Origin of the sequence: Bradyrhizobium sp. HKCCYLS1011 (assembly GCF_051167795.1) — a bacterium.
Classification (GTDB): Bacteria; Pseudomonadota; Alphaproteobacteria; order Rhizobiales; family Xanthobacteraceae; genus Bradyrhizobium.
This window is the reverse complement of the sequence record NZ_JBNPTT010000002.1, coordinates 415,062-438,131: the sequence shown is the minus strand read 5'-3', so window position 1 is coordinate 438,131 and position 23,070 is coordinate 415,062. Positions and strand designations below refer to the sequence as shown.

Below are 23,070 nucleotides of genomic sequence, written 5' to 3'. Positions count from 1 at the left end.
AAGGTTTCGCAAATCGTGCCCGCCGGGCAAATCACTCGAGCAGACTCATTTGAGACCGGGGCATAGGCGCCTCGACCGCGCGGCCTTTGGATAGGCACGCGTTCAGCGGGAGCAGGCTGGCTGTCGCGCATGGCACGCGCCGCCAGGTCAACATGGCGCATGAGGTTTGGAACGCGTAGCTCCGGATTGATCGCCGCAACGTGAGCACGTCGAGACCTCTTTTTGCCCGATTTGGACAGCGGCCCGGCCGCCTCCGCGGCTACAATACCCCGCCAAAGATTGGTAAGCTCGTGATCCCTGCAAGCACCTGAACAATCCGCAGGGAGCGGTCCGATGCACGGGATCGATGACCGGGTGCAGATTGACCCGAAGCAACGCCGCACCATTCGCTCACGACGACATCGCGTTTGCCGTTGGAAATCGAAGACAACAATTCTTGGTAGGAGCAGATCATGCCAGAAAGCAACACTGTCATCGAAATCCTTCAGCTGGCGGATAGGCTGCTCGAGAGCCAAATGGCCTACATCAACGACAATTCACCCGAAAATGCCTCGGCGCTGAGGGAAGCCACTCATGCCTACGGCAAGGCACGTTCTGCGATCGTGATCCGGGGTAGAGAGGTTCTTCCTGCCTATGTTTTCAAACCCTTCAATGAAGTCCAGCAACGAGTCATCGCCAGGCTATCAGGACATGACCTTTATCGTCCTCTCTCGCAGCAGGAAGTTGGCCTCGCTCTGTCGGCGATACAATACACGTTCGAGGACGTGACGGGGACCAAGGTGAGGTGAGGCAGCCCGCACCTGCCCCGCCAGATGAGCATGTAGGTCATGATCGTGCGTGCGCTGCAGCTAGCGCAACAGGTCGACCATCTGCAACTGACAGCATGTCGAGCGCCGAGGTCGCCTCGTCCAGCATGAGCCGTGCTCTATCTCGTAGTCTTGGTCATCGTGCTCGCAGCGCTCTTGCTCACGCGGCGCACATTGCAATGGCGCTATCCGACTTGAAGCAATCACCGCTGCGAGTGGCCCATCTCAGATCTTCTGTCCGGCGGCGAAGGCCTTCCATCCTCACGGTTCAGGGCTGGCGCAAAGCGACTGCTACCGATTTCTTCATCTCCGTCACATACTGGCGGGCGGCCTTACTTATTGCGCGAATGGTTCGCCAAGCCTCGGTGGCTTCCACCCAAGCCTTTGCTTGTTGGAATTTTGTGTAGGCCCAGAGAAAGGCCGGAATTTTCATCAGCTTGTTCCGGGTAAGGCTAAACAGGCGTTCGACCAGCACGAGCTTTAGAAGCTCGCCGACAATCAACGTCGCAACGCTGCTCAGCAGCTGACCGGTAGCCGCGAGATAAGCCGCCAACGGTTTGACCGGTTCAAGAATGATCACCGGTACTGAAAACAGCGCCAGTGACGGGTAGGGCCGCAACGATTTGATCCAGACGCATAATCGCCGCAGCACGACATGCCTGGCAAGCCAATCCGAGATCGGCTTCGCGATAGCCATGAAAACCGCGTCCACCAGGAAATACAGAGCTGCTATGACATAAGTGACCGGTTTCAAGACTCGCTTCACTGCCAATCCTCCGGACATTCAAACCCCAAGGTTCGAAGGGCGCACTTGCCAATAGATTCGGCGTTATCAGCTCCACTCGGGGCTCGTGACCAGAAGCTCGTTGGGCTGCGGGCTTCCGGAGCACGGCTTCACGAGAGGCGCTGTTCGCCTGACCTCGCTTAGCGCCCAGGTTTACCAACCGCCGTGGAAGTGATGTCGATAGCCCCATCCGCCGCGCCACCCCGGACCTGCGTACGCATATGCACGAGGTGCGACATACACGTGCGGTTCCGAGTAGATGGGATAGTCTTCGACCACAACCCGCGGCGGCACCACAAGGACAGGGCGGCGCACTACGACCGTCTCGGAAACCACCGAAGCCAACTCTTCGATAACAGCCGGAGGCGCCCGGTACTCGTACGACCGCACGTAGCTTTCGCTATGGCCGGCTACCGGCAGATCAGAGGCCACGGCCGGAGAGGCAAAAGCGAGCGCACTTGCTGCACCCAAGATCAACTTACGCATCTGAGTTCCTCCCATGTCGATCTTCTTGTTACCTGTAAAAAGAAGAACGCGGAGAAGCGTCGTTAGGTTCATGAACGGGCGAGCAACGCCGATTAGCACGGCACGTCAAAGTGCCGCCAGGCTTGCCGGATGCATGTGGTTGGAGTGATCCAAAGAAGCCGCGCAGATACACGAGCTGGCGCTTGCGTAGCGCGCTGCGGCGGGACTGCGCGAAGGCAGCGCATCAAGGCCACGGCGACGGTCCGCTTCGCCATCCGCGCCGGCCTGCGCTCGTCCAGCGCAACCGTCACGGCCATCGCATCCCGCACCCAACGTCCGTGACGACGCGTACGCCCCTCTCGTGAGGCAGGACACCGTGGAGTATGGACGATTTCTGAAAATAAGAAATAGGAACATTTTTTCGCGGCAGGGCTGGACAGGTTTTCGCAAACCGCGCCCGCCGGGCAAATCACCTCGTTCATTCGCGGCAGAGCAAGCGATTCGGCAGCCGCCGCATTGCATATTTTGGAGTGCTTGGAGCGCTCGATGATGCACCCCGCTGGCCAGGCCAGCGGGGTGCATTTCAGCAACCCGAATTGGTCATTTCAGGCTGCCTGCAGCATGCGAAGACGCATTTCGACCTGATCGAGCGGAGCACGCAGGGCGGGGCCGCCCTTCAACCCGAACACGAATTCGTTTCCATCGATATAGGCTTCATAGGTCAAATGCGTTACGCCGCCCGGGAAGACCACCTGCAGCGGTCCGTGGACCTGATTGCCGGAGATCACCTCGCCTTGCACGACGTCCTTGTAGAGTGCGACCCAATAGACTGGGGCGACCTCGAACTGTGCGCTGTTTCCGGAATAGACGTTGGACTGCACGAGCGCCAGATCGCCATCCATCCCGATACCGAGGTTGGCAAGGTCGCCCGACTTGTTCTGGATCAGCACTTGTCCCGGATTGGCGCTGCCGTCCTCGAACAGCTGCTGAGCGCCGTCCTGGAAACGACAAGCCCATTTCTGACCCAATTGAGTACCGAGCTTCTGCGAAGCCTTATAGACGCCCTTTCCACCAATCTGTTTGTAGTTCGCGATGCCGACGAGATAGCTGATGCTCCACTCGACGCCGGACTCACCATTCTTGGGCACCGTCGTCTGCTTCCAGGACAAGCTCTTGAGCCCCGGCGAAGTAGGCAGGGTCTGATAGATGCTCATCGTCCACGTGTCCGGCGTCTTATTCTCGAAATCGACAGAATAGGTGGTCTCGGCGGCGAGCTCACTGCTTGTCTCAGCGGCCAGCTTGGCCGACGTAAAGTCACCTTCCGTCTTATCGTCCCAGGTGCGTTCGCAGGCCCAAAGACCGAAGTCGGTCCCTGAATTGTCCGAAATCTTGTATGTGTAGCCTTTTTTCAGCAGCTCACCTTCCTTGTATGTGAGCTGTACCGTACCCGAAAGCTTATCGGGTCCGCTGCACGTCGTTGCGTAGGTCCATTTGCCTGTGGGCTTCAACGAAAGCTTATAGTCAGTCATGTTCATCTCCGTTGATCATGTCGGGCAAGCGCCATTCCGATCGCAGCTGCCGACACAACACAACTTAAGATAGCAAACTATCGAGGGCGACTCATTTTGCTTTTCCCTGCCGCAAGCACTTGTGTCTTGCGCAACCCGCGGCTGGCGCGGGTCATCAGACGGCCGAACCCGTCCACGCGGGGTCAGGAGCCTCTAGGACTCGGCCGCGATCAATCTGATGAATTTCGTGAGTGCCGCCGCTGCCGCGGGAGAGAGGTGTGCAAACAACTCTGTATAGGCAGGAGCCATTTCGGCACGCTCTTTATGCTGATCCATATGACCGATGCCCAGCAGGAGCCAGTCGGCCGACACATCCAGTTCCTTGCAGAGCGCAATCGCATTCTCCAAGCTCATGGTGCCGTCCTCCTTCCATCGTGTGATAGCACTTTCGTGAACCCGCAATGCGCTTGCTAATGCATGCTGCTTTCGAACCGCCCTCGCTTCCAGGGCCTGTTTTATTCTTGCGCCTCGAGAGTTCATGCCCCAGCCTCGCTGGATGCTCCCTTGGAGGAGAGGACCTAGCCGCGCGCTCCAACGCTCATGGCGAGTAAATTATTGCCACACAACCCTTACTAGACTTCTATTTGAACACGCTGTACTGCTGAAGCCGCGGCTCGCCGCGATCAGTGGCAGTCGGCTGAACGTCAGGGAATCGGCTATGGCGCCGCTGGCTGGAGCCAGAAGACCATCCCGGATCACCTGCGTATACGCGGGCCGGAGCGGATCGCGATCAGCTCCTAAGGCGTTGGACGAATGCGGGCTCACGCCGTCCAAGCTGGGACGAGCACCTCGCACGGCCCGCCGCCCACGCCGGCGCAAGCAGCAGGATCAGGTCGCCACCGCCCCGTTCCCGGCGGCCTCGTTGCGGAAGGCGGCGGCGAACAGCGCGCGGGTGTAGTCGGACTTGGGGTTCTTGAACAGCTCGGCAGCCGGCCCCTCCTCGACCACCTTGCCGTTGCGCATCACGATCAGATGGCTGGCGAGGGCGGCGACCACCCGCAAATCGTGCGAGATGAACATGTAAGTCAGATCGTGCTTGCGCTGCAGCTCGCGCAACAGGTCGACCATCTGCGACTGGAACAGCATGTCGAGCGCGGAGGTCGGCTCGTCCAGCACAACGAAACTCGGCTCCAGCACGACGGCGCGGGCAATCGAGATGCGCTGACGCTGGCCGCCGGAGAATTCATGCGGATAGCGGAAGCGTGTCTCCGGATCGAGCCCGACATCCTCGAGCGCCTTGATCACGCGGGCCTCGCGCGCGTCGTCCGACAGCTTCGGCTGGTGGACGCTCAAGCCCTCGGCGATGATGTCGCCGACCGACATGCGCGGACTGAGCGAGCCGAACGGATCCTGAAACACCACCTGCATGTTGCGGCGGAACGGGCGGACCTCCTTGAACTTGAGACCCTGGATGTTCCGGCCCAGAAACACGATCGGCCCGTCCGACGAGATCAAGCGCAACAGCGCAAGGCCCAGCGTGGTCTTGCCGGAGCCGGATTCTCCGACCACCCCAAGCGTCTCGCCCCTGCGCACCGCGAGGCTGACGCCGTCGACCGCCTTGATGTGGCCGACCGTCGAGCGGAACAGGCCGCGCTTGATCGGAAACCAGACCTTCAGATCGTTGGCCGACATCACCTCCGGCGCGTCGGGCCGTGGCGGCGCCGGATCCGGCTTGGGCTCGGCCGCGAGCAGCGCCTTGGTGTAGGGATGTTTCGGCGCGGTGAACACCTGCTCCACCGGTCCATGCTCGACGATCTTGCCGCCGTTCATGACGCAGACCCGGTCGGCAATGCGCCTGACGATCCCGAGGTCATGGGTGATGAACAGCAGGCTCATGCCGAGCCGCGCGCGGATGTCGGCGAGCAGCGTCAGGATCTGCGCCTGCACGGTGACATCGAGCGCGGTGGTCGGCTCGTCCGCGATCAGAAGGTCGGGCTCGTTAGCGAGCGCCATCGCAATCATCACGCGCTGGCGCTGGCCGCCGGAGAGCTGGTGCGGATAGCTGCCGAGCCGGGTCTCCGGCTCGGGGATGCCGACCTGGGTCAGAAGCTCCAGCGTCCGAGCCCGGGCCGCGCTGCTCGACATCGGCCGGTGGAGATGAATGATCTCGGCGATCTGCTGCCCGATCGTATGCAGCGGATTGAGCGAAGTCATCGGCTCCTGAAAGATGATCGAAATGTCGCTGCCGCGGATCTCGCGGATCTCGCGTTCCGACAGCGTCAGCAGATCGCGTCCCTTGAAGCGGATGCTCCCGGACGGGTGTGACGCCACCGGATAGGGCAGCAGCCTGAGCACCGAGAGCGCGCTCACCGACTTGCCGGAGCCGGATTCGCCGACCAGCGCGACGCATTCGCCGCGCTTGATATCGAAGGAGACACGGTCGACGGCGAGCGATGTCCGGCCCTGCTGATGGAAGGCGACCGAGAGGTCCGTGACCGACAAAAGCGACTGGCTGATCGCGTCCATGCCGCTCACCTGAAGGTTTTACGGGGATCGAAGGCGTCGCGCACGGCTTCGCCGATGAAGATCAGAAGCGACAGCATGATCGCGACCGAGAAGAAGCCGGTGAGCCCGAGCCACGGCGCCTGCACATTGGCTTTGGCCTGCGACAGCAATTCGCCGAGCGAGGGCGAGCCCGGCGGCAGGCCGAAGCCGAGGAAGTCGAGGGCCGTGAGGGTCATGACCGAGCTCGACACGATGAACGGCAGGAACGTCATGGTTGCCACCATCGCGTTCGGCAACAGATGCCGGACCATGATGACCCCGTTGGAGACGCCGAGCGCACGCGCCGCCTGGATGTATTCGAAATTGCGTCCACGCAGGAATTCCGCGCGGACCAGGCCAACCAGCGACACCCAGGAGAACAGCAGCATGATGCCGAGCAAGGTGAAGAAGCCGGGCACCAGCACGGCGGACAGGATCAGCAGCAGATAAAGATAGGGAATCGCGTTCCAGATCTCGATGAAGCGCTGGAACAGCAAGTCGATCCAGCCGCCGAAATAGCCCTGCACGCCGCCAGCGGCGACGCCGATGATGGAGGAGAAGAACGTCAGCGTGAGACCGAACAGCACCGAGATGCGGAAGCCGTAGATCAGGCGCGCCACCACGTCACGGCCCTGATCATCGGTGCCGAGCCAGTTGTATTCGAGGTCGCGGCAGCTCTTCAGCCCCTTCTTCTCGACCACCGGCTTGCACTGCGCTTCCGTCAACATCCACGTCGGTGGCGACGGCGCCGGCGTCGGCAGATCGAGATTATGGGTGTCGTAGGAATAGCGGATCAGCGGCCAGACGATGATGCCGCCCTTGTCCGCAATCAGCTTCTGCAAATAGGGATCGCGATAGTCGGCCGCCGTCTCGAAGTCGCCGCCGAAAGCGGTCTCCGGATAGGAGACGAAGGCCGGCCAATACAGATGGCCGTCGAACTTGATCAGGAACGGCCGGTCGTTGGCGATCAGCTCGGCGAACAGTGAGACGAAGAACAGGACGAGGAAGATCCAGAACGACCAGTAGCCGCGCTTGTTGGCCTTGAAGTTCTGCCAGCGGCGGTGGTTCAGGGGCGAGACCCGGAAGCGCTGCCGCGTCGGCGGCAGGGCTTCGCCGAGCGGTTCCCGGGTCGTGGTCTCGACCGGAGGCGGAGCGACCAGCGTCATCAGACTTCCCTCGCCTCGAAATCGATCCGGGGATCGATCCACATATAGGTGAGATCGGAGAGCAGGTTCACGACGAGACCGACCAGCGAGAAAATATAGAGCGTGCCGAACACGACCGGATAGTCGCGATTGAGCACGCTCTCGAACGACAACAGCCCGAGCCCGTCGAGCGAGAAGATGGTCTCGATCAGGAGCGAACCGGAGAAGAAGGCGTTGATGAAGGCGCCCGGAAAGCCGGCGATCACGATCAGCATGGCGTTGCGGAACACGTGATTATAGAGCACCTGCCGCTCACTGCAGCCCTTGGCGCGCGCCGTCATCACATATTGCTTGCGGATCTCGTCGAGAAACGAGTTCTTGGTCAGAAGCGTCATGGTCGCGAAGGCGCCGAGCGCCATCGACACCAGCGGCAAGGTCAGGTGCCAGAAATAATCGATGATCTTCCAGTACCACGGAAAGTTCGACCAGCCGTCGGAGGTCAGCCCGCGCAGCGGGAAGATGTTCAGGAACGAGCCGCCGGCGAACAGGATGATCAAGAGGATCGCGAACAGGAAGCCTGGAATCGCAAAGCCGACAATGATGACGGCGGAGGTCCAGGTGTCGAAGCGGCTGCCATCCTGCACGGCCTTTCGGATGCCGAGCGGAATCGAAATCAGATAGGTCAGCAGCGTCATCCAGATGCCGAGCGACATCGAGACCGGCAGCTTCTCCTTGATCAGCTGCAGCACACTGACGTCGCGGAAATAGCTCTTGCCGAAATCGAAGCGCGTGAAATTCCACACCATCAGCGCGAAGCGCTCCGGTGCCGGCTTGTCGAAGCCGAACTGCTTCTCGAGATTCTTGATGAAGGCGGGATCGAGCCCCTGCGCGCCGCGATATTTGGAGTTGACCGCGTCGGCGGCCGCACCGATCTGGCCCGGGCCGCGGGAAGCGAAATCACCGCCGCCACCGGAGATGCGCGAGGTGCCGCCGGTATCGGCGCCGGTGAGCTGCGCGATGACGCGCTCCACCGGACCGCCGGGCGCAAACTGCACCACGATGAAGGAGACGAACAGGATCCCGAACAAGGTCGGGATCATCAGCAGAATGCGGCGGGCGACGTAGGCAGCCATGAATCACTTCGCCTGTTCGATCTTGGCCGCCTTGGCGGCGTCAAACCACCACATATCCGGCACGCCGGCAGCTTGCGCATATTTCGGCAGCTTGGCTGGATGGTTGAACTCATCCCAATAGGCAAGCGGATGGGTTGCGCGATACCATTGCGGAATCCAGTAGCGACCGGCCCGAAACACGCGGTCGAGCGCGCGGCAGGCAACCGTCAGCTCGGCGCGGCTCTCCGCCGCGATCGCCTTTTCGACCAGCGCATCGATCGCGGGACTGACGATGCCGGCAAGATTGTACGAGCCCTTGGTCGCGGCCTCGCGGGAGCCGAAATAGGGCCGCAGGCTATCGCCTGGTGTCGCCGACATCGAGAGCCGCTCCATGGCGATGTCGAAATCGAAATCCTCGATGCGGGCGCGAAACTGCACGGCATCGACGATACGCAAACTGGCATCGATGCCGAGCTGCTGAAGGTTCTTGATGAACGGCCCGTGGTGCGGCTGGAGCCCGACCTCGTCGACCAGGAACTCGACGCTGAAGCGCTCGCCATTCGGCAAATAGCGCTTGCTGTCCTTGATCGTCAGCCCGGCTTCATTCAGCAACTGCTGGGCCTTGCGCAACAGAGCGCGGTCCTGGCCCGAGCCGTCGGAGACCGGCGGCACGAACGGCATCCCGAACACCTCGTCCGGCACCTGGCCACGGAACGGCTCCAGCAGCTTCAGCTCTTCCGGCGAGGGCGGGCCCTCCGCGACCATGTCGGTATTCTGGAACGGCGACACCAGGCGCGTATAGGCGCCGTACATGATGGTCTTGTTGGTCCATTCGAAATCGAAGGCGTAGTTGAAGGCTTCGCGCACGCGCGGATCCCTAAACTTGTCGCGCCTTGTATTCATGAACCAGCCCTGGCCTCCGGACGGCATCTCGTCCGGCAAGGTCTCGCGCTTGACGCGGCCGTCCTTGACCGCGGCGAAGTCATAGCGCGTGGCCCAGATCCGGGCCGTGTACTCCTCGCGATAGAGATAGTTCTTGCCGGAGAAGCCCTCATAGGCGACGTCGCGATCGCGATAGAATTCGTAGCGGACCGCATCGAAATTATAGCTGCCGCGGCAGACCGGCAGGTCGGCGGCCCACCAGTCCTTGACCCGCTCGAACTCGACGAAGCGATTGATCTCGTATTTGCCGACCTTGTACGGCCCGCTGCCGAGCGGCACGTCGATCGTAGATTCCTCGAATGGATGCGTCGCATAATAGGTCTTGGAGAAGATCGGCAGGCTCGCGACATAGAGCGGCACGTCGCGGGCGCGATCCTTGGCGAAGGTCACGACGACGGTCGCGTCGTCCAGCGCCTCGGCCTTCTCCATGAAGCGCAGCTGCGTCACGATCAGCGCGTGGCCCTTTTCCTTGAGCGTCGTCAACGACCACGCCACGTCGTGCGCCGTGATCTTCGAGCCGTCGTGGAAACGCGCCTCAGGCCGCAAGGTGAACCGGTAAGTCAGCTTGTCCGGCGAGATCGCCACCGACTTCGCCGCATAACCATACATCGCATCCGGCTCGTCGGCGGCCGATGCCATCAGCGACACGAACGTCCAGGCCATGCCCTGCGCGCCCTCGCCCTTCATGATGTAGGCGTTGAAGGAGTTGAAGGTGAAATAGGACTGGTTATTGGCGCGCAGCGTAGGGACGGTCGAGAACAGCCCGCCCTTCGGCGCATCCGGATTGACGTAGTCGAAATGGTGAAAGTCGGCCGGATATTTCAGGTCGCCAAAGGCGGACATGCCGTGTGATTCGGCGAAGGCTTCGCCCTCGGCTGAGGCGCCGCGGAGATGCGCGGCGCTCAGCGCGCCGAGACCGAGGCCGAGCACGCCCCGGCGCGACAGGATGAGTGGGCGAAACCGGCGGCTCAAGAGCGGCCACCCGTCTTGGCGGCCTTCGCGGCGTCCCACCACCACAGATTTGGAAAGCCGCTGATGCCATATTTGGGCAGCGGCTCGGGATGGCTGAAGCGGTCCCAGCGCGCGGCGCGCTCGAACCCGAAAGCGAATTGCGGAACGACATAGCAATTCCACAGCAGCACCCGGTCCAAGGCCTTGCAGCTCGCGACCAGCTCGGCGCGGTTCTTGGCAAAGATGATGCGATCGATCAGCGCATCCACGGCCGGGTTCTTGATGCCGGGAAGATTGCGCGAGCCCGGCCTGTCAGCTGAGTCCGAGCCGAAGAAATTGCGCTGCTCATTGCCGGGCGAGATGGATTGCGGCCATACGGCCGTAGTGATGTCGAAATCGAAGCTGCGCAAACGGTTCTGATACTGCACGCTGTCGACCGTTCGAACGCTCACCGCCATGCCGAGCCGCTCGAGATAGGGCTTGTAGAACAGCACACCGCGTTCGTCGCCCTGATCCTGGCACAGGAACTCGACGCTGACCGCCTCGCCCTTTGGGTTGACCAGCTTGCGATCGCGGATCTCGAATCCCGCCTCCTTGAAGAGGCGCGCCGCTTCGCGCAAATTGTTGCGTGACGCCTCGGCACTGCCGCCGACCGGATTCTTGTAGGGAGTCGTGAACAGCTCCGCAGGAACCTTGTCGCGGATGGTTTCGAGAATCTGCAGCTCTTCGCCTTCCGGAACGCCGGTCGCCATGAACTCAGGGATGCCGTCGAAATAGCTGCTGTCGCGATGGTACTCGCCATTCGAGAGCTGCCGGTCCGACTCCTCCCAGTCGTAGGCATAGTTGAACGCGCGACGGACCTTGACGTCGGCAAACAGCGGCCGGCGCAGGTTCATCGCAAAGCCCTGCATCCGGCCCGAGCTCGCGTCCGGAAACTTGTCCTTGACGACACGCTTTTCGGTCACGGCCGGGAAGTCATAGGCGGTCGACCATTGCTTTCCGCTGCGCTCGGCGAACCAGTCCAACTGATCGCCCTTGAAGGCCTCTCGGGCGACGGTGTCATCCCGGAAGAATTCAAATCGAATCTGCTCGAAATTGTTCTGCCCGACCGAGACTGGAAGATCCTTGCCCCAGTAATCGGCAACACGCTCCAGCACCACCGATCGTCCGGCGGTAAATTCCTTGATCCGATAGGCCCCCGATCCCAGCGGGATCTCCAAGGTGGTCGCGGAGATATCGCGCTTGTTGCCCTGAGGATCAGTTCCTTCCCACCAATGTTTCGGGAGAATCGGAATTTCGCCGACGATGGTCGGCAGTTCGCGGTTGCCTGGCGCGTCGAATGAGAACTTGACGTCGCGTTCGCCGACCTGCTCGCATTTGATGACGTGCTGGTAGTAGGCGCTGTACATCGGGCTGTTCTTCTTCAGCGCATTGAAGGAGAACACAACGTCGTCCGGAACGACCGGCTTGCCGTCATGCCAGCGCGCTTCGCCGCGCAGACGGTAGACGACGTAGGAAAAGTCATCCGGATAGGCGGCCGATTCCGCAAGCTGTCCATAGGCGGTCGACGCCTCGTCCAGCGATCGCGTCGTCAGCGTCTCCATCGTCAGCTGAACGGCGCCGGCCAGCGACCCTTTGACGCCGGAGACCACGAGATTGAAGTTGTCGAACGTCCCCTGTTCGAACATGCGCACCACGCCGCCCTTGGGCGCATCCGGATTGACATAGTCGAAGCGCTTGAAGTCGGCCGGATATTTGATGTCGCCGAACAGGGCCAGTGCATGGCGCCAGACCGGCGCGCTCGCCGATTGAGCATGTGCCGCGGTGGTGAAGGCCGGGAGATTGGCAGCGGCGCCGAGCGCCGGGGTCATCGCAGCGAGGGCGCCGCTCTTGAGAAGCTCTCGTCGGGTAATCGCCAAATGAAGGGTCCTTTGCAGAGAAGCCTGGCCGCGCGCCACGCCGGCCGCAGCCGACCGGTATTGCGCCCCACTCTAGTGAGCAAGATCAGTTCAGAAAACACCGTCCGGTGCTCCGGATCGGGTTCCATTCAGGCCGCAATATACGGCAAGGATTCGGCAAATAACGTTGCTTTTTCCTCATGATACCGGGTTGTGAACGGACCCGCTGCGACCAAACGTCCCAAAGCAGCCCGGAACATCCCGGATACGAAAAACGGCCAGGCTAAGGCCTGGCCGTCAACGTCGCCTGACGCGGTAGGGTTCACGCGGACAGCTTTACTCGGAAAGGTTCACTCGGACAGGTTCACTCGGACAGGTTCACTTGGCCGCGGTGGGCAGCGGCTGCGGATTGTCCGAGAGCGAGTTCAGATAGGCGATTACGTCGGCGCGCTCGCTGTCCTTCTGGATACCGGCAAAGCCCATCGCGGTGCCGGGAACGAAGCCCTTCGGGTTGGCGATGAACTTGTTGAGGTCGTCGATGGTCCAGGTGCCGCCTGCGGCCTTCATCGCCGCCGAGAAGTTGAAGCCGTTGCGGCCTTCGCCCTTGTGATCGCCGACGATGCCAAAGAGGTTCGGGCCGACGCGGTTGGGACCGCCCTTCTCGAAGGTGTGGCAGGCCGTGCACTTCTTGGCTGCCGCCTCACCCTTCTGCGCCGAGGCGGTCTGCAGCAGCTTTTCGATCGGTTCGGCAGACGCGGGCGCTGCGGCTTCCTTGGCCCCGCCCTCGGTCTCCTTGACGGCGATCTCGAAGCCCGGCTTTTCCGGCATCTTGGGCGCGAACAGCGCATTGGCGGTGAAGCTCGTCACCAGCAGAACGAGACAGGTGGCCAGGACGGCCCCGAGAATCTTATTGAGTTCGAAGGAGTCCATTGTGGCGTCAGGCTCCGCGGGCAAATTTCATCGTTGGGCCGCTGACAGCGGCCATGGCTTCGCCTCAAGGAATCGAGCCGTTGCGCCGCCCCCTTCGGCAGATGTGAGATATCGGTTTGCCCGTGCTCTGGCAACCCGTATAAGCGGGCCGCTGTCCGGCCATTCCGCCGAGCCGGACCGCGTGTTGCGACCCTTTCCGATCTGCCGTTCACGATGACCAATCCCCGCACTCTGGTGCTGATTCCCGCCCGCATGGCCTCGACCCGCCTGCCCGGCAAGCCGCTGATGGACATCGCGGGCGTGCCGATGATCGTGCACGTGCTCCGGCGTGCCGAGGAGGCGGCCATCGGCCGGGTGGCGGTCGCGACCGACACGCCCGAGATCGCCGCAGCCGTCACGGCGGCAGGCGGCGAGGCGGTGATGACAGGTCCCGACCATCCGTCCGGATCCGACCGGATCCATGAGGCCATGCGCAACCTCGACCCGCTGGGCCAGGCCGACATCGTGATCAACCTGCAGGGTGACTTCCCGACGATCCTACCGCAGAACATCCGCGACGTGCTGGCGCCGCTCGCCGACCCCGCCGTGGACATCGCCACGCTGGCGGCTGAAATCCACAGCGAGGAAGAGAGCAACGCGCCGAGTGTGGTGAAGGCGGTCGGCTCGCCGATCGGCGGCCGGCGGCTGCGCGCGCTTTATTTCACGCGCGCGCCGGCGCCATGGGGCGACGGACCGCGCTACCACCATATCGGCCTCTACGCCTATCGCCGCGCGGCGCTGGAACGCTTCGTCAGCCTCCCGCCGTCGCCGCTGGAGCTGCAGGAAAAGCTCGAGCAGCTGCGGGCGCTGGAGGCTGGCATGCGGATCGACGTCACCATCGTCGACACCGTGCCGCGCGGCGTCGACACGGCCCCCGACCTCGAAACCGCACGGCGACTGCTGTCCAAAGCTTGAGCTGCTAGAAAGCCACTCATGAGCAAGATCTTGAAAATCGCATTCCAGGGCGAGCCGGGAGCCAATTCCCACATCGCCATCTCCGACGCTTTTCCGAGCGCCGAGGCCGTCCCCTACGCGACCTTCGAGGACGCGCTGGGCGCGATCTCCTCCGGCGAAGCCGATCTCGGCATGATCCCGATCGAGAACTCGGTCGCCGGCCGGGTCGCCGACATCCACCATCTGCTGCCGGCCTCAGGCCTCTACATCGTCGGCGAATGGTTCTTGCCGATCCGCCACCAGCTGATGGGCATCAAGGGCGCCAAGCTCGCCGACATCAAGACGGTCGAGAGCCACGTCCATGCGCTTGGCCAATGCCGCCGCATCATCCGCCAGCTCGGCATCCGGTCGATCGTGGCCGGCGACACCGCTGGCAGCGCCAGGGACATCGCCCAGCGCGGCGACAAGAGCGTGGCTGCGATCGCCTCCCGCCTTGCTGCCGAGATCTACGGCCTCGACATTCTGGCCGAAGACGTCGAGGACGAGGCCCACAACACCACCCGCTTCGTGGTGCTGTCGCGGGACCCGCAATGGGCGGAGCAGAACTCGGGTCCGCTGGTCACCACCTTTGTCTTCCGCGTCCGCAACCTTCCCGCCGCGCTTTACAAGGCGCTCGGCGGTTTCGCCACCAACGGCGTCAACATGACCAAGCTGGAAAGCTACATGGTCGACGGCAATTTCTTCGCCACGCAATTCTATGCCGATGTCGACGGCCACCCTGACGACAAGGGCCTCGCCTTTGCGCTCGAGGAATTGAAGTTCTTCTCGCGCGAATTCCGCATCATCGGCGTCTATCCGGGACACCCCTTCCGCGCGACGTTCAGCGAGACGCGGGAGTAACTCAGCTCTCTCCTGTCGCCCCTGCGAACGCAGGGGCCCATAACCACAGGGCCGCGTTGTTGGAAGGCTGGAGCTCCAGCACAGTCACCCAATGACCGCCGGTGTTTATGGGTCCCGGGTCTGCGCCCGACAGCGCTGATGCGCTGCCGGACTTGCCCGGGACGACAGCGGGATTCAGGCCGCTTCTTCGTTGCGCTCCAATCCGAACGCTTCGGCCAAGAGGCTGTAGGAGCGCTTGCGGGCGTCGTGATCGAACACGGCGGTGATCACCATCAGCTCATCCGCCTGGCTCGCCGCGATCATCGGATCGAGCTTGGCCCGCACCGTTGCCGGCGAACCGACGAACAGCCGCGAGCGGTTGCGCGCGATCGAGGCGCGATCGGCCTCCGTATACGGATAGGCCGCCGCCTCCTCCGGGCTCGGCAGCGGCAGGTACTGGCCGCGGTCGCGGCGCAGACGATTGAGATCCATCGACGACGCCAGCCGTTCGGCCTCCGCGTCGGTCTCGGCCGTGACCACCGCGACCGCCAGGATTGCATGCGGCTGCGACCGCCAGCGCGAGGCGGTGAAATGGGCGCGATAGTTGATCATCGCCGTGGTCGCGTCGTGGCTGGCAAAATGATGCGCGAAGGCAAAGCCCATCCCGACCTGGGCTGCGAGCTCGCTCGAATAATCGCTGGAGCCGAGCAGCCAGATCGGCGGCAGCGGCGTGTCGTCCGGCATCGCGATGACGTTGTGATAGGGATGGCCGGCGGGAAATTCGCGCGTTTCCCACAAGGTCAGCTCATGCAGCCGCTCCAGGAAGTCGTCGCCCTCGCGGCGGTCGAGGCGGCTGCGCAACGCGTAAGCCGTCGTTCCGTCGGTGCCGGGGGCGCGGCCGAGCCCAAGATCGATCCGCCCGGGAAACAGCGCCTCCAGCATCTTGAAGCGCTCGGCGACCACGAGCGGCGCGTGGTTGGGCAGCATCACGCCGCCAGAGCCGACACGGATGTGCTGCGTCACTGCCGCGATCTGCCCGATCATCACGTCGGGCGCCGGACTGGCGACCGAGGCCAGGCTGTGATGTTCGGCGAGCCAATAGCGGACATAGCCAAGGCGATCGACATGGCGGGCCAGATCGATGCTGTTGCGGAGCGCCGCGGCCGGCTTGGTCGCGGTGGTCGTGACGGACAGGTCGAGGACGGAGAGCGGGATCATGGCTGAAGAAACTCGCGCGGATGCGCCGGTAAGGTAGGGGGCGCAGACGGGCCGACAAAGGGTCCACGCCGGCAGGTCAGGCCTGTGGCGTGAGGATGGCTAACCGGCAAAATTCGTGGGACAAGGAAGCTTGTAAACAAATCTACATCCCTATAGCCCACCATCTGGAATGAGCGAATATCGTAAAAACGATCTAGTTTTCTTACATATAGTCTCCAGATGTGATCAATGATCTCGTCCCAACAACGTCTTTCATCTGAGTTTTTATGCCCTTGCTTTGCCAGTAGTGGGCAATTTCCCATGGCAAGTGGGCTGTCTGCTGTGTTGCATTTCGCTTATCTTACCGGCCGACCGGGGTCCCAGCGGCCCTTGATTTGAAATTTATGCGGAAACCGGAGTGTGCGGTGCCATGACCGAGCTTTTGACACCGATATCGAACGGACATGTCGGGCTGCTGCGGCCAAAAATCTCCTTCGAATTCTTCCCGCCAAAGACCGAGGAGATGGAAAAGACACTGTGGGCCTCGATCGAGCGGCTGGCGCCGCTGGAGCCGAACTTCGTCTCGGTCACCTATGGCGCCGGCGGTTCGACCCGTGAACGCACCCACGCCACCATCGCGCGCATCCTTAGAGAGACCAGCCTGCTGCCGGCCGCGCATCTCACCTGCGTGGGCGCATCCCGCGGCGAGATCGACGAGATTGTCGACCGCTATCACGACGTCGGCGTTCGCCACATCGTGGCGCTGCGCGGCGATCCGCCGGGGGGCATTGGAACACCCTATTACACCCACGCCGACGGTTACCAGCGCTCGCCGGAGCTGATTGCCGGCATCCGGAAACGTCACCCGGACATGGAGATCTCGGTCTCGGCCTATCCGGAGAAGCACCCGGAAAGCCCGACCTTCGATGCCGATATCGACATGCTGAAGGCCAAGGTCGATGCCGGCGCCACGCGTGCGATCACCCAGGTGTTCTTCGACAACGACCTCTATTTCCGCTACCTCGACCGCGTCCGCGCCCGCGGCATTGATATCCCGATCGTGCCGGGCATCATGCCGATGCACAATTTCAAGCAGGCGCGCGGCTTCGTGACCCGGGCCGGCACAACCGTGCCGAACTGGCTCGCCGAGAAATTCGACGGCCTCGACGACGACCCCGAGACCCGCAAGCTGGTCGCGGCGACGGTCGCCGCCGGCCAGGTGCAAAAGCTCGCCAAGCAGGGCGTCGACACCTTCCATTTCTACACCATGAACCGTGCCGATCTCGTGTTTGCCATCAGCCATCTGCTCGGCATCCGCCCGAAGCTTGGCAAGAAAGTCGCCGCCTGATGTCCGTATCCGTGTCCCCCAAACGTACCGCCTTCCTCGCCGCGGCCCGCCAGCGCATCCTGATCCTCGACGGCGCCATGGGCACGATGATCCAGGCGCTGCAGTTCGACGAAGCCGCCTTTCGTGGTGATCGGTTCAAGGACTTCCATCGCGACCTCAGGGGCAACAACGACCTCCTGATCCTCACCCAGCCCGAGGCGATCGAGGACATCCACGCGCAATATTTGCGAGCCGGCGCCGACATCGTCGCCACCAACACCTTCTCGGCGACGTCGATCGCGCAGGCCGATTACGACCTGACCGACATCATCTACGAGCTCAACCGCGAGGGCGCGAAGCTCGCACGCAACGCCGCGCAGCGCGTCGCGGCCGAGGACGGCAAGCCGCGTTTCGTCGCGGGCGCCATGGGCCCGACCAACCGCACCGCCTCGATCTCGCCTGACGTCGCCAATCCCGGCTATCGCGCCGTCACCTTCGACGACCTTCGTCTCGCCTATGGCGAGCAGGCGCGCGGGCTGCTCGATGGCGGCGCCGACATCCTCCTGGTCGAGACCATCTTCGACACGCTCAACGCCAAGGCCGCGCTCTATGCGATCGCCGAACTCTGTGAGGAACGCGGCATCGACGTCCCCGTGATGGTCTCCGGCACCATCACCGACAAATCCGGCCGCCTGCTGTCGGGCCAGATGCCAGAGGCGTTCTGGAATTCGGTGCGGCACGCCAAGCCTGTGACGATCGGCTTCAACTGCGCGCTCGGCGCCGAGGATTTGCGCGCCCATATCGCCGATATCGGCCGCGTGGCCGACACCTTGGTGTGTGCCTATCCGAACGCCGGCCTGCCCAACGAGTTCGGCCAGTATGACGAGACGCCAGACTACATGGCGCGGCTGATCGGCGCGTTCGCCCGCGACGGCCTCGTCAACATCGTCGGCGGCTGCTGCGGCACCACGCCGGATCATATTGCGGCGATCGCTGCCGCGGTGGCGCCGCATAAGCCGCGCGCGGTACCGGAGATCGCGCCGCGGCTGCGGCTGTCCGGCCTCGAGCCGTTCGAGCTCACTCCCGCCATTCCCTTCGTCAATGTCGGCGAGCGCACCAACGTCACGGGCTCGGCGAAATTCCGCAAGCTGATCACCGCCGGCGACTACACCGCCGCACTGCAGGTCGCACGCGACCAGGTCAACAACGGCGCGCAGGTCATCGACGTCAATATGGACGAGGGCCTGCTCGACTCGGAAGCCGCGATGCGGACCTTCCTCAATCTCGTCGCCGCCGAGCCGGACATCGCCCGCGTGCCGGTCATGGTCGATTCCTCGAAATTCCACGTCATCGAGGCCGGCCTGAAATGTGTGCAGGGCAAGCCGGTGGTGAACTCGATCTCGCTGAAAGAGGGCGAGGAGAAGTTCCTGCACGAAGCCAGGATCGCGCGCCGCCATGGCGCTGCCGTCGTGGTGATGGCGTTCGACGAGAAGGGTCAGGCCGATACCTACACGCGCAAGACCGAGATCTGCGCGCGTGCCTACAAGATTCTTGTCGAGCAGGTCGGCATCCCGCCGGAAGACATCATCTTCGATCCGAACATCTTCGCGATCGCGACCGGGCTCGAGGAGCACAACAATTACGGCGTCGACTTCATCGAGGCGACGCGTTGGATCCGTCAGAACCTGCGCGGCGCGCATGTCTCCGGTGGCGTCTCCAACCTCTCCTTCTCGTTCCGCGGCAACGAGCCGGTGCGCGAAGCCATGCATTCGGTGTTCCTGTATCATGCCATCAAGGCCGGCATGGACATGGGCATCGTCAATGCCGGGCAGATGATCGTCTATGATGACATCGACCCCGAGCTGCGCCAGGTGTGCGAGGACGTCGTGCTCAACCGCGACGCAGGCGCGGCCGAGCGACTGCTGGCGCTGGCCGAGAAATTCCGCGGCCAGGGCAAGCAGACCAAGGAGGCTGATCTCGCCTGGCGCGAGTGGCCGGTCGCGAAGCGGCTGTCCCATGCGCTGGTGCATGGCATCACCGAATTCATCGAGCAGGACACGGAAGAGGCGCGCGCCGCCTCCACGCGCCCGCTCGACGTGATCGAAGGTCCGCTGATGGCCGGCATGAACGTGGTCGGCGACCTCTTCGGCGACGGCAAGATGTTCCTGCCGCAGGTCGTGAAATCGGCCCGCGTGATGAAGCAGGCGGTCGCCTATCTGATGCCGTTCATGGAAGCCGAGAAGGCCGCCAACAAGGGCGCGAGCGCGGAGCGCTCGACGGCCGGCAAGATCGTGCTCGCGACCGTGAAGGGCGACGTGCACGATATCGGCAAGAACATCGTCGGCATCGTGCTCCAGTGCAACAATTTCGAGGTGATCGACCTCGGCGTGATGGTGCCGGCGACGAAGATCATCGAGACCGCGAAAACCGAGAAGGCCGACATCATCGGGCTGTCAGGCCTGATCACGCCCTCGCTCGACGAGATGGCCTATCTCGCCTCGGAAATGGAGCGGCAGGATCTGAACATGCCGCTCTTGATCGGCGGCGCCACCACCAGCCGCGTGCATACCGCTGTCAAGATCGACCCGAACTATCGAAACGGGCCGGTGGTCCATGTGAATGACGCGAGCCGCGCCGTCGGCGTCGCCTCCTCGCTGCTGTCGCCGGAGCGGAAAGCGGCCTATGCAGCCGATGTCCGCGGCGAATATGCCAAGATTGCGGAGGCGCATCTGCGCGGCCAGGCCAACAAGAAGCGCCTGACCCTGGCCGATGCGCGCGCCAATGCGACGAAGATCGATTTCGCCAAGGCACGACCGGTGAAGCCGACCTTCCTGGGCGTGAAGAGCTTTGCCGATTACGATCTTGCCGAGCTCGTGCCCTATATCGACTGGACTCCGTTCTTCCAGACCTGGGAGCTCGCCGGGCGCTTCCCCGCCATCCTCGACGACGCCAAGGTCGGCGAGGCCGCGCGCGCGCTCTATGACGACGCGTTGAAGATGCTGGACCTCATCGTCAAGGGGCATTGGTTCACCGCGCGGGCCACGATCGGCTTCTGGCCGGCCAACGCCGTCAGCGACGATATCGTGCTCTATGCCGACGAGGCACGCGACAAGCCGATCGCGACGCTGCACACGCTGCGCCAGCAGCTTGAGAAGCGCGAGGGCCGCTTCAACACCGCGCTGTCCGACTTCATCGCGCCTGCCGCCTCCGGCGTGCCCGACTATATCGGCGGCTTCGTCGTCACGGCCGGAATCGGCGAGGACGTCGTCGCCGACCGCTTCAAGAACGCCAATGACGACTACTCCTCGATCCTGGTCAAGGCGCTGGCCGATCGTCTCGCCGAGGCCTTTGCCGAACGCATGCATGCGCGTGTACGCCGCGAGTTCTGGGCCTATGCGCCGGACGAGGCGCTCTCCAACGCGGAGCTGATCCTGGAGAAGTATCAGGGCATCCGGCCCGCGCCGGGTTATCCGGCGCAGCCCGACCACACCGAGAAGGCGACGCTGTTCGCGCTGCTCGATGCCGAGACGAATGCCGGCGTCAAGCTGACCGAGAGCTTTGCAATGTGGCCGGGCTCGTCGGTCTCGGGGCTCTATTTCGCAAACCCTGAGAGCTTCTATTTCGGCGTCGGCAAGATCGAGCGCGACCAGGTCGAGGACTATGCCGCGCGCAAGGGCATGAGTGTCGCCGAAGTCGAGCGCTGGCTCGCCCCGATCCTCAACTACATCCCGGCGCAGGCGGCGGGCGATGCGAAGCAGGCGGCTGCAACACCGGCGCGTGCGCCGGCCGGAGCCGTTGCCGCCAACGATGCCGAACCCGAGGGCCTCGCTTCGCATCCCCCTGGCTGCACCTGCGCGGTGCATCTGGCCTGGCGCAAGAAGGCGGTCGGGGCGAAGTAGTCTATAAGGCCGTAGTGGGACTCTGAGGCGGCACCCTATCCTTCAATGTCGTCCCGGCGAACGCCGGGACCCATACCGCGTGATCTCGCGATGTGGACAGGCGGTAGTTGCATTCCCCGTCACAATGACCCTCGGTGGCTATGGATCCCGGCTCGCGCTTCGCTTGGCCGGGACGACACCGCGTGTGTGGCTCGGCCAAGTAAAAGTGAACCAATTTGTCCCGCAAGATTCGACTTGTCATCGCAGCTAGCGACCAACTCGCATACCCTCTACCGCCATCGGAAAGGTGAGACGGAGCGAGTATCAAAATGAAATTCTATTCCTTCTGGCGATCGCTGGCGAGTTTTCGGGTCCGCATCGCGCTGAACCTGAAAAACGTGCCGCATGACGTCGTCTTCGTCGACATCGACAAGAGCGAGCACCGCGGCAACGACTACGCCGACATCAATCCGCAGATGGCGCTGCCGGCGCTGGTGCTGGACGACGGGACGGTGCTGACGCAATCGCTGGCAATCCTCGAATATCTCGAAGAAACCTTTTCCGTGCCGAAGCTGCTGCCGGAGGATACGGTCGGCCGCGCGCGTGTCCGCGCGCTGGCAGCGATGGTCGCCGGCGACATGCATCCGCTGATCGTACCGCGCGTGCAGCAATATCTCACGGAGGAATTGAAGCTTGCACCCGAACAGAAGACGGCCTGGTTGCGACATTGGGCCGGAGAAAGCCTGCGCGCGCTGGAAGCCCGCCTCGCCCGTGAGCGCGAGACCGGTCGTTTCGCCCATGGCGACAGCCCGACATTTGCCGACATCTGCATGGTCGGCCTGGTGACGTTCGCGACGGCGCAAGGCATCGACCTTGCCCCCTACCCGACCACACTGCGCATCTTCAAGACTGCAATGGCGCTGCCGGCCTTCGCCGCAGCGCATCCGCTGGCGCAGCCGGATACCCCGGCGGCGATGCGGAAGACGTAATCTGGCGGTTCTGAAATCGGCACTTCTGCGTTGCGAGGCCGCGCCCCCTCCAGGGAAAGGTGAATGTCGTCAATCGCCGCTCGGGGGTGCCAGGGGCTGCACGATCTCGCGGAACACCGGCAGTGCCTCGCAGCGGGCGGCGTGCGCCGCCAGCGCCGGATAGCGGGCGCCATCCAACAGATGTGGATGCGCCTCGGTCGTGAAGCGCAGCACGCAGGCCACCGCGATATCGGCGTGGCCAATACGCTCGCCATACCACCAGGGCGTCGCGACCGCCGCGCGCTCCTGCTCCAGCGCTGCAAGCACGCCCGCGATCTGCGTCTCGCAGCGTTCGACCCACAGCTTGAGCTGCTCCTTGCGCAGCACGCGCTCGTAGACCAGGCTGACCGCCTTGTCGCCGAGCCCGGTGGCGAGTGCGATGGTGCGCAGCTGCTTCCGCCGGTCGACGCCGCTCCTTGCGAGCATCGCCTTCTCAGGCCCGACGGTCTCGTCGAGATGATCGAGGATCGCAGCGGAATCGATCAGCGCCTCGCCGCTGTCGAGCACGAGCACCGGCACCCGAAGCAGCGGATTATACTGCGCGATTGTCTCGGCATCGCCGAACGTCGACCACGGCCGATGCTCGAACGGGAGGTCGTAAAGCTTCAGCGCGATCGCGGTGCGGCGAACAAACGGCGAGTCGTATTGGCCGATCAGGAACATGGGCGTCACCTCCTGGTCCCATTGAAGCGACAATTGGCGATGATGTCACCAGCGCTTACATGATGGTCCGCTGCAAAGGA

At 63.1% G+C, this 23,070-nt stretch carries 17 protein-coding genes; 6 read left to right on the top strand and 11 right to left on the bottom strand.

Going from position 1 to position 23,070, the window contains the following annotated elements:
• Window positions 1-452: 452 nt before the first annotated feature.
• The gene (locus tag ACQR1W_RS06565) at window positions 453-788 is read left to right on the top strand and encodes a hypothetical protein (RefSeq protein WP_434850033.1); all 336 of its coding nucleotides are present in this window, start codon (window positions 453-455) and stop codon (window positions 786-788) included.
• Window positions 789-1,074: 286 nt separating this feature from the next.
• Here the strand turns inward: ACQR1W_RS06565 and ACQR1W_RS06560 are convergent, their stop codons facing one another.
• The 9 genes from ACQR1W_RS06560 to ACQR1W_RS06520 all read right to left on the bottom strand — a co-directional run bounded on the left by ACQR1W_RS06560 (window position 1,075) and on the right by ACQR1W_RS06520 (window position 13,085).
• Entirely contained in the window at window positions 1,075-1,572 is a 498-nt protein-coding gene (locus tag ACQR1W_RS06560) for a hypothetical protein (RefSeq protein WP_434850032.1), read from the bottom strand.
• A 1,088-nt stretch (window positions 1,573-2,660) separates the two neighbouring features.
• Window positions 2,661-3,584 carry a hypothetical protein gene (locus tag ACQR1W_RS06555; RefSeq protein ID WP_434850031.1) on the bottom strand — a complete coding sequence of 308 codons (924 nt, stop codon included), beginning with the start codon at window positions 3,582-3,584 and terminating at the stop codon, window positions 2,661-2,663.
• A 192-nt stretch (window positions 3,585-3,776) separates the two neighbouring features.
• Complete coding sequence (locus ACQR1W_RS06550; protein ID WP_434850030.1) at window positions 3,777-4,103, bottom strand: helix-turn-helix domain-containing protein; 327 nt, start codon at window positions 4,101-4,103, stop codon at window positions 3,777-3,779.
• Window positions 4,104-4,451: 348 nt separating this feature from the next.
• Window positions 4,452-6,089, bottom strand: a complete 1,638-nt coding sequence (locus ACQR1W_RS06545) for an ABC transporter ATP-binding protein (protein ID WP_434850029.1) — start codon at window positions 6,087-6,089, stop codon at window positions 4,452-4,454.
• A gap of 5 nt (window positions 6,090-6,094) precedes the next feature.
• The gene (locus ACQR1W_RS06540; RefSeq protein WP_434850028.1) at window positions 6,095-7,273 is read right to left on the bottom strand and encodes an ABC transporter permease; all 1,179 of its coding nucleotides are present in this window, start codon (window positions 7,271-7,273) and stop codon (window positions 6,095-6,097) included.
• Window positions 7,273-8,385, bottom strand: coding sequence for a microcin C ABC transporter permease YejB (locus ACQR1W_RS06535; RefSeq protein WP_434850027.1), 1,113 nt, complete (start codon window positions 8,383-8,385; stop codon window positions 7,273-7,275). The genes ACQR1W_RS06540 and ACQR1W_RS06535 overlap by 1 nt, the downstream gene beginning before the upstream one ends.
• A gap of 3 nt (window positions 8,386-8,388) precedes the next feature.
• The gene (locus ACQR1W_RS06530) at window positions 8,389-10,278 is read right to left on the bottom strand and encodes an extracellular solute-binding protein (RefSeq protein WP_434850026.1); all 1,890 of its coding nucleotides are present in this window, start codon (window positions 10,276-10,278) and stop codon (window positions 8,389-8,391) included.
• Window positions 10,275-12,176, bottom strand: coding sequence for an extracellular solute-binding protein (locus ACQR1W_RS06525; RefSeq protein WP_434850025.1), 1,902 nt, complete (start codon window positions 12,174-12,176; stop codon window positions 10,275-10,277). The genes ACQR1W_RS06530 and ACQR1W_RS06525 overlap by 4 nt, the downstream gene beginning before the upstream one ends.
• Before the next feature lie 357 nt (window positions 12,177-12,533).
• On the bottom strand, window positions 12,534-13,085 hold the full coding sequence (locus ACQR1W_RS06520) for a c-type cytochrome (RefSeq protein WP_434850024.1): 552 nt from the start codon (window positions 13,083-13,085) through the stop codon (window positions 12,534-12,536).
• 213 nt (window positions 13,086-13,298) lie between these two features.
• On the opposite strand from ACQR1W_RS06520, the gene ACQR1W_RS06515 reads away from it, so the two are divergent.
• A complete protein-coding gene (locus tag ACQR1W_RS06515; protein ID WP_434850023.1) occupies window positions 13,299-14,039 on the top strand; it encodes a 3-deoxy-manno-octulosonate cytidylyltransferase in 741 nt (246 codons plus the stop codon).
• A gap of 18 nt (window positions 14,040-14,057) precedes the next feature.
• Entirely contained in the window at window positions 14,058-14,918 is an 861-nt protein-coding gene (locus ACQR1W_RS06510; protein ID WP_434850022.1) for a prephenate dehydratase, read from the top strand.
• A gap of 174 nt (window positions 14,919-15,092) precedes the next feature.
• On the opposite strand, the gene ACQR1W_RS06505 is transcribed toward ACQR1W_RS06510, so the two are convergent.
• Window positions 15,093-16,115, bottom strand: coding sequence for an LLM class flavin-dependent oxidoreductase (locus tag ACQR1W_RS06505; RefSeq protein ID WP_434850021.1), 1,023 nt, complete (start codon window positions 16,113-16,115; stop codon window positions 15,093-15,095).
• A gap of 409 nt (window positions 16,116-16,524) precedes the next feature.
• Here ACQR1W_RS06505 and metF point away from each other — a divergent pair, with 409 nt between their 5' ends.
• From metF to maiA, 3 genes are all read left to right on the top strand, one after another.
• Window positions 16,525-17,442, top strand: a complete 918-nt coding sequence (gene metF, locus ACQR1W_RS06500; protein ID WP_434850020.1) for a methylenetetrahydrofolate reductase [NAD(P)H] — start codon at window positions 16,525-16,527, stop codon at window positions 17,440-17,442.
• Entirely contained in the window at window positions 17,442-21,320 is a 3,879-nt protein-coding gene (metH, locus tag ACQR1W_RS06495) for a methionine synthase (protein WP_434850019.1), read from the top strand. Before metF ends, metH begins: the two co-directional genes overlap by 1 nt.
• A gap of 308 nt (window positions 21,321-21,628) precedes the next feature.
• Window positions 21,629-22,288 carry a maleylacetoacetate isomerase gene (gene maiA, locus ACQR1W_RS06490; RefSeq protein WP_434850018.1) on the top strand — a complete coding sequence of 220 codons (660 nt, stop codon included), beginning with the start codon at window positions 21,629-21,631 and terminating at the stop codon, window positions 22,286-22,288.
• A 69-nt stretch (window positions 22,289-22,357) separates the two neighbouring features.
• Here maiA and ACQR1W_RS06485 read toward each other — a convergent pair whose 3' ends face one another.
• Complete coding sequence (locus tag ACQR1W_RS06485; protein ID WP_434850017.1) at window positions 22,358-22,990, bottom strand: glutathione S-transferase family protein; 633 nt, start codon at window positions 22,988-22,990, stop codon at window positions 22,358-22,360.
• Between the last annotated feature and the right edge of the window lie 80 nt (window positions 22,991-23,070).

Bases quoted from the DNA above. Each gene is read 5' to 3' on its own strand.
- metF (WP_434850020.1), top strand. From the start codon at position 16,525: ATGACCGAGCTTTTGACACCGATATCGAACGGACATGTCGGGCTGCTG.
- ACQR1W_RS06535 (WP_434850027.1), bottom strand. From the start codon at position 8,385: ATGGCTGCCTACGTCGCCCGCCGCATTCTGCTGATGATCCCGACCTTG.
- ACQR1W_RS06515 (WP_434850023.1), top strand. From the start codon at position 13,299: ATGACCAATCCCCGCACTCTGGTGCTGATTCCCGCCCGCATGGCCTCG.
- ACQR1W_RS06555 (WP_434850031.1), bottom strand. From the start codon at position 3,584: ATGACTGACTATAAGCTTTCGTTGAAGCCCACAGGCAAATGGACCTAC.
- ACQR1W_RS06485 (WP_434850017.1), bottom strand. From the start codon at position 22,990: ATGTTCCTGATCGGCCAATACGACTCGCCGTTTGTTCGCCGCACCGCG.
- ACQR1W_RS06505 (WP_434850021.1), bottom strand. From the start codon at position 16,115: ATGATCCCGCTCTCCGTCCTCGACCTGTCCGTCACGACCACCGCGACC.
- ACQR1W_RS06510 (WP_434850022.1), top strand. From the start codon at position 14,058: ATGAGCAAGATCTTGAAAATCGCATTCCAGGGCGAGCCGGGAGCCAAT.
- ACQR1W_RS06540 (WP_434850028.1), bottom strand. From the start codon at position 7,273: ATGACGCTGGTCGCTCCGCCTCCGGTCGAGACCACGACCCGGGAACCG.
- ACQR1W_RS06550 (WP_434850030.1), bottom strand. From the start codon at position 4,103: ATGAACTCTCGAGGCGCAAGAATAAAACAGGCCCTGGAAGCGAGGGCG.
- ACQR1W_RS06520 (WP_434850024.1), bottom strand. From the start codon at position 13,085: ATGGACTCCTTCGAACTCAATAAGATTCTCGGGGCCGTCCTGGCCACC.
- metH (WP_434850019.1), top strand. From the start codon at position 17,442: ATGTCCGTATCCGTGTCCCCCAAACGTACCGCCTTCCTCGCCGCGGCC.
- ACQR1W_RS06565 (WP_434850033.1), top strand. From the start codon at position 453: ATGCCAGAAAGCAACACTGTCATCGAAATCCTTCAGCTGGCGGATAGG.
- maiA (WP_434850018.1), top strand. From the start codon at position 21,629: ATGAAATTCTATTCCTTCTGGCGATCGCTGGCGAGTTTTCGGGTCCGC.
- ACQR1W_RS06545 (WP_434850029.1), bottom strand. From the start codon at position 6,089: ATGGACGCGATCAGCCAGTCGCTTTTGTCGGTCACGGACCTCTCGGTC.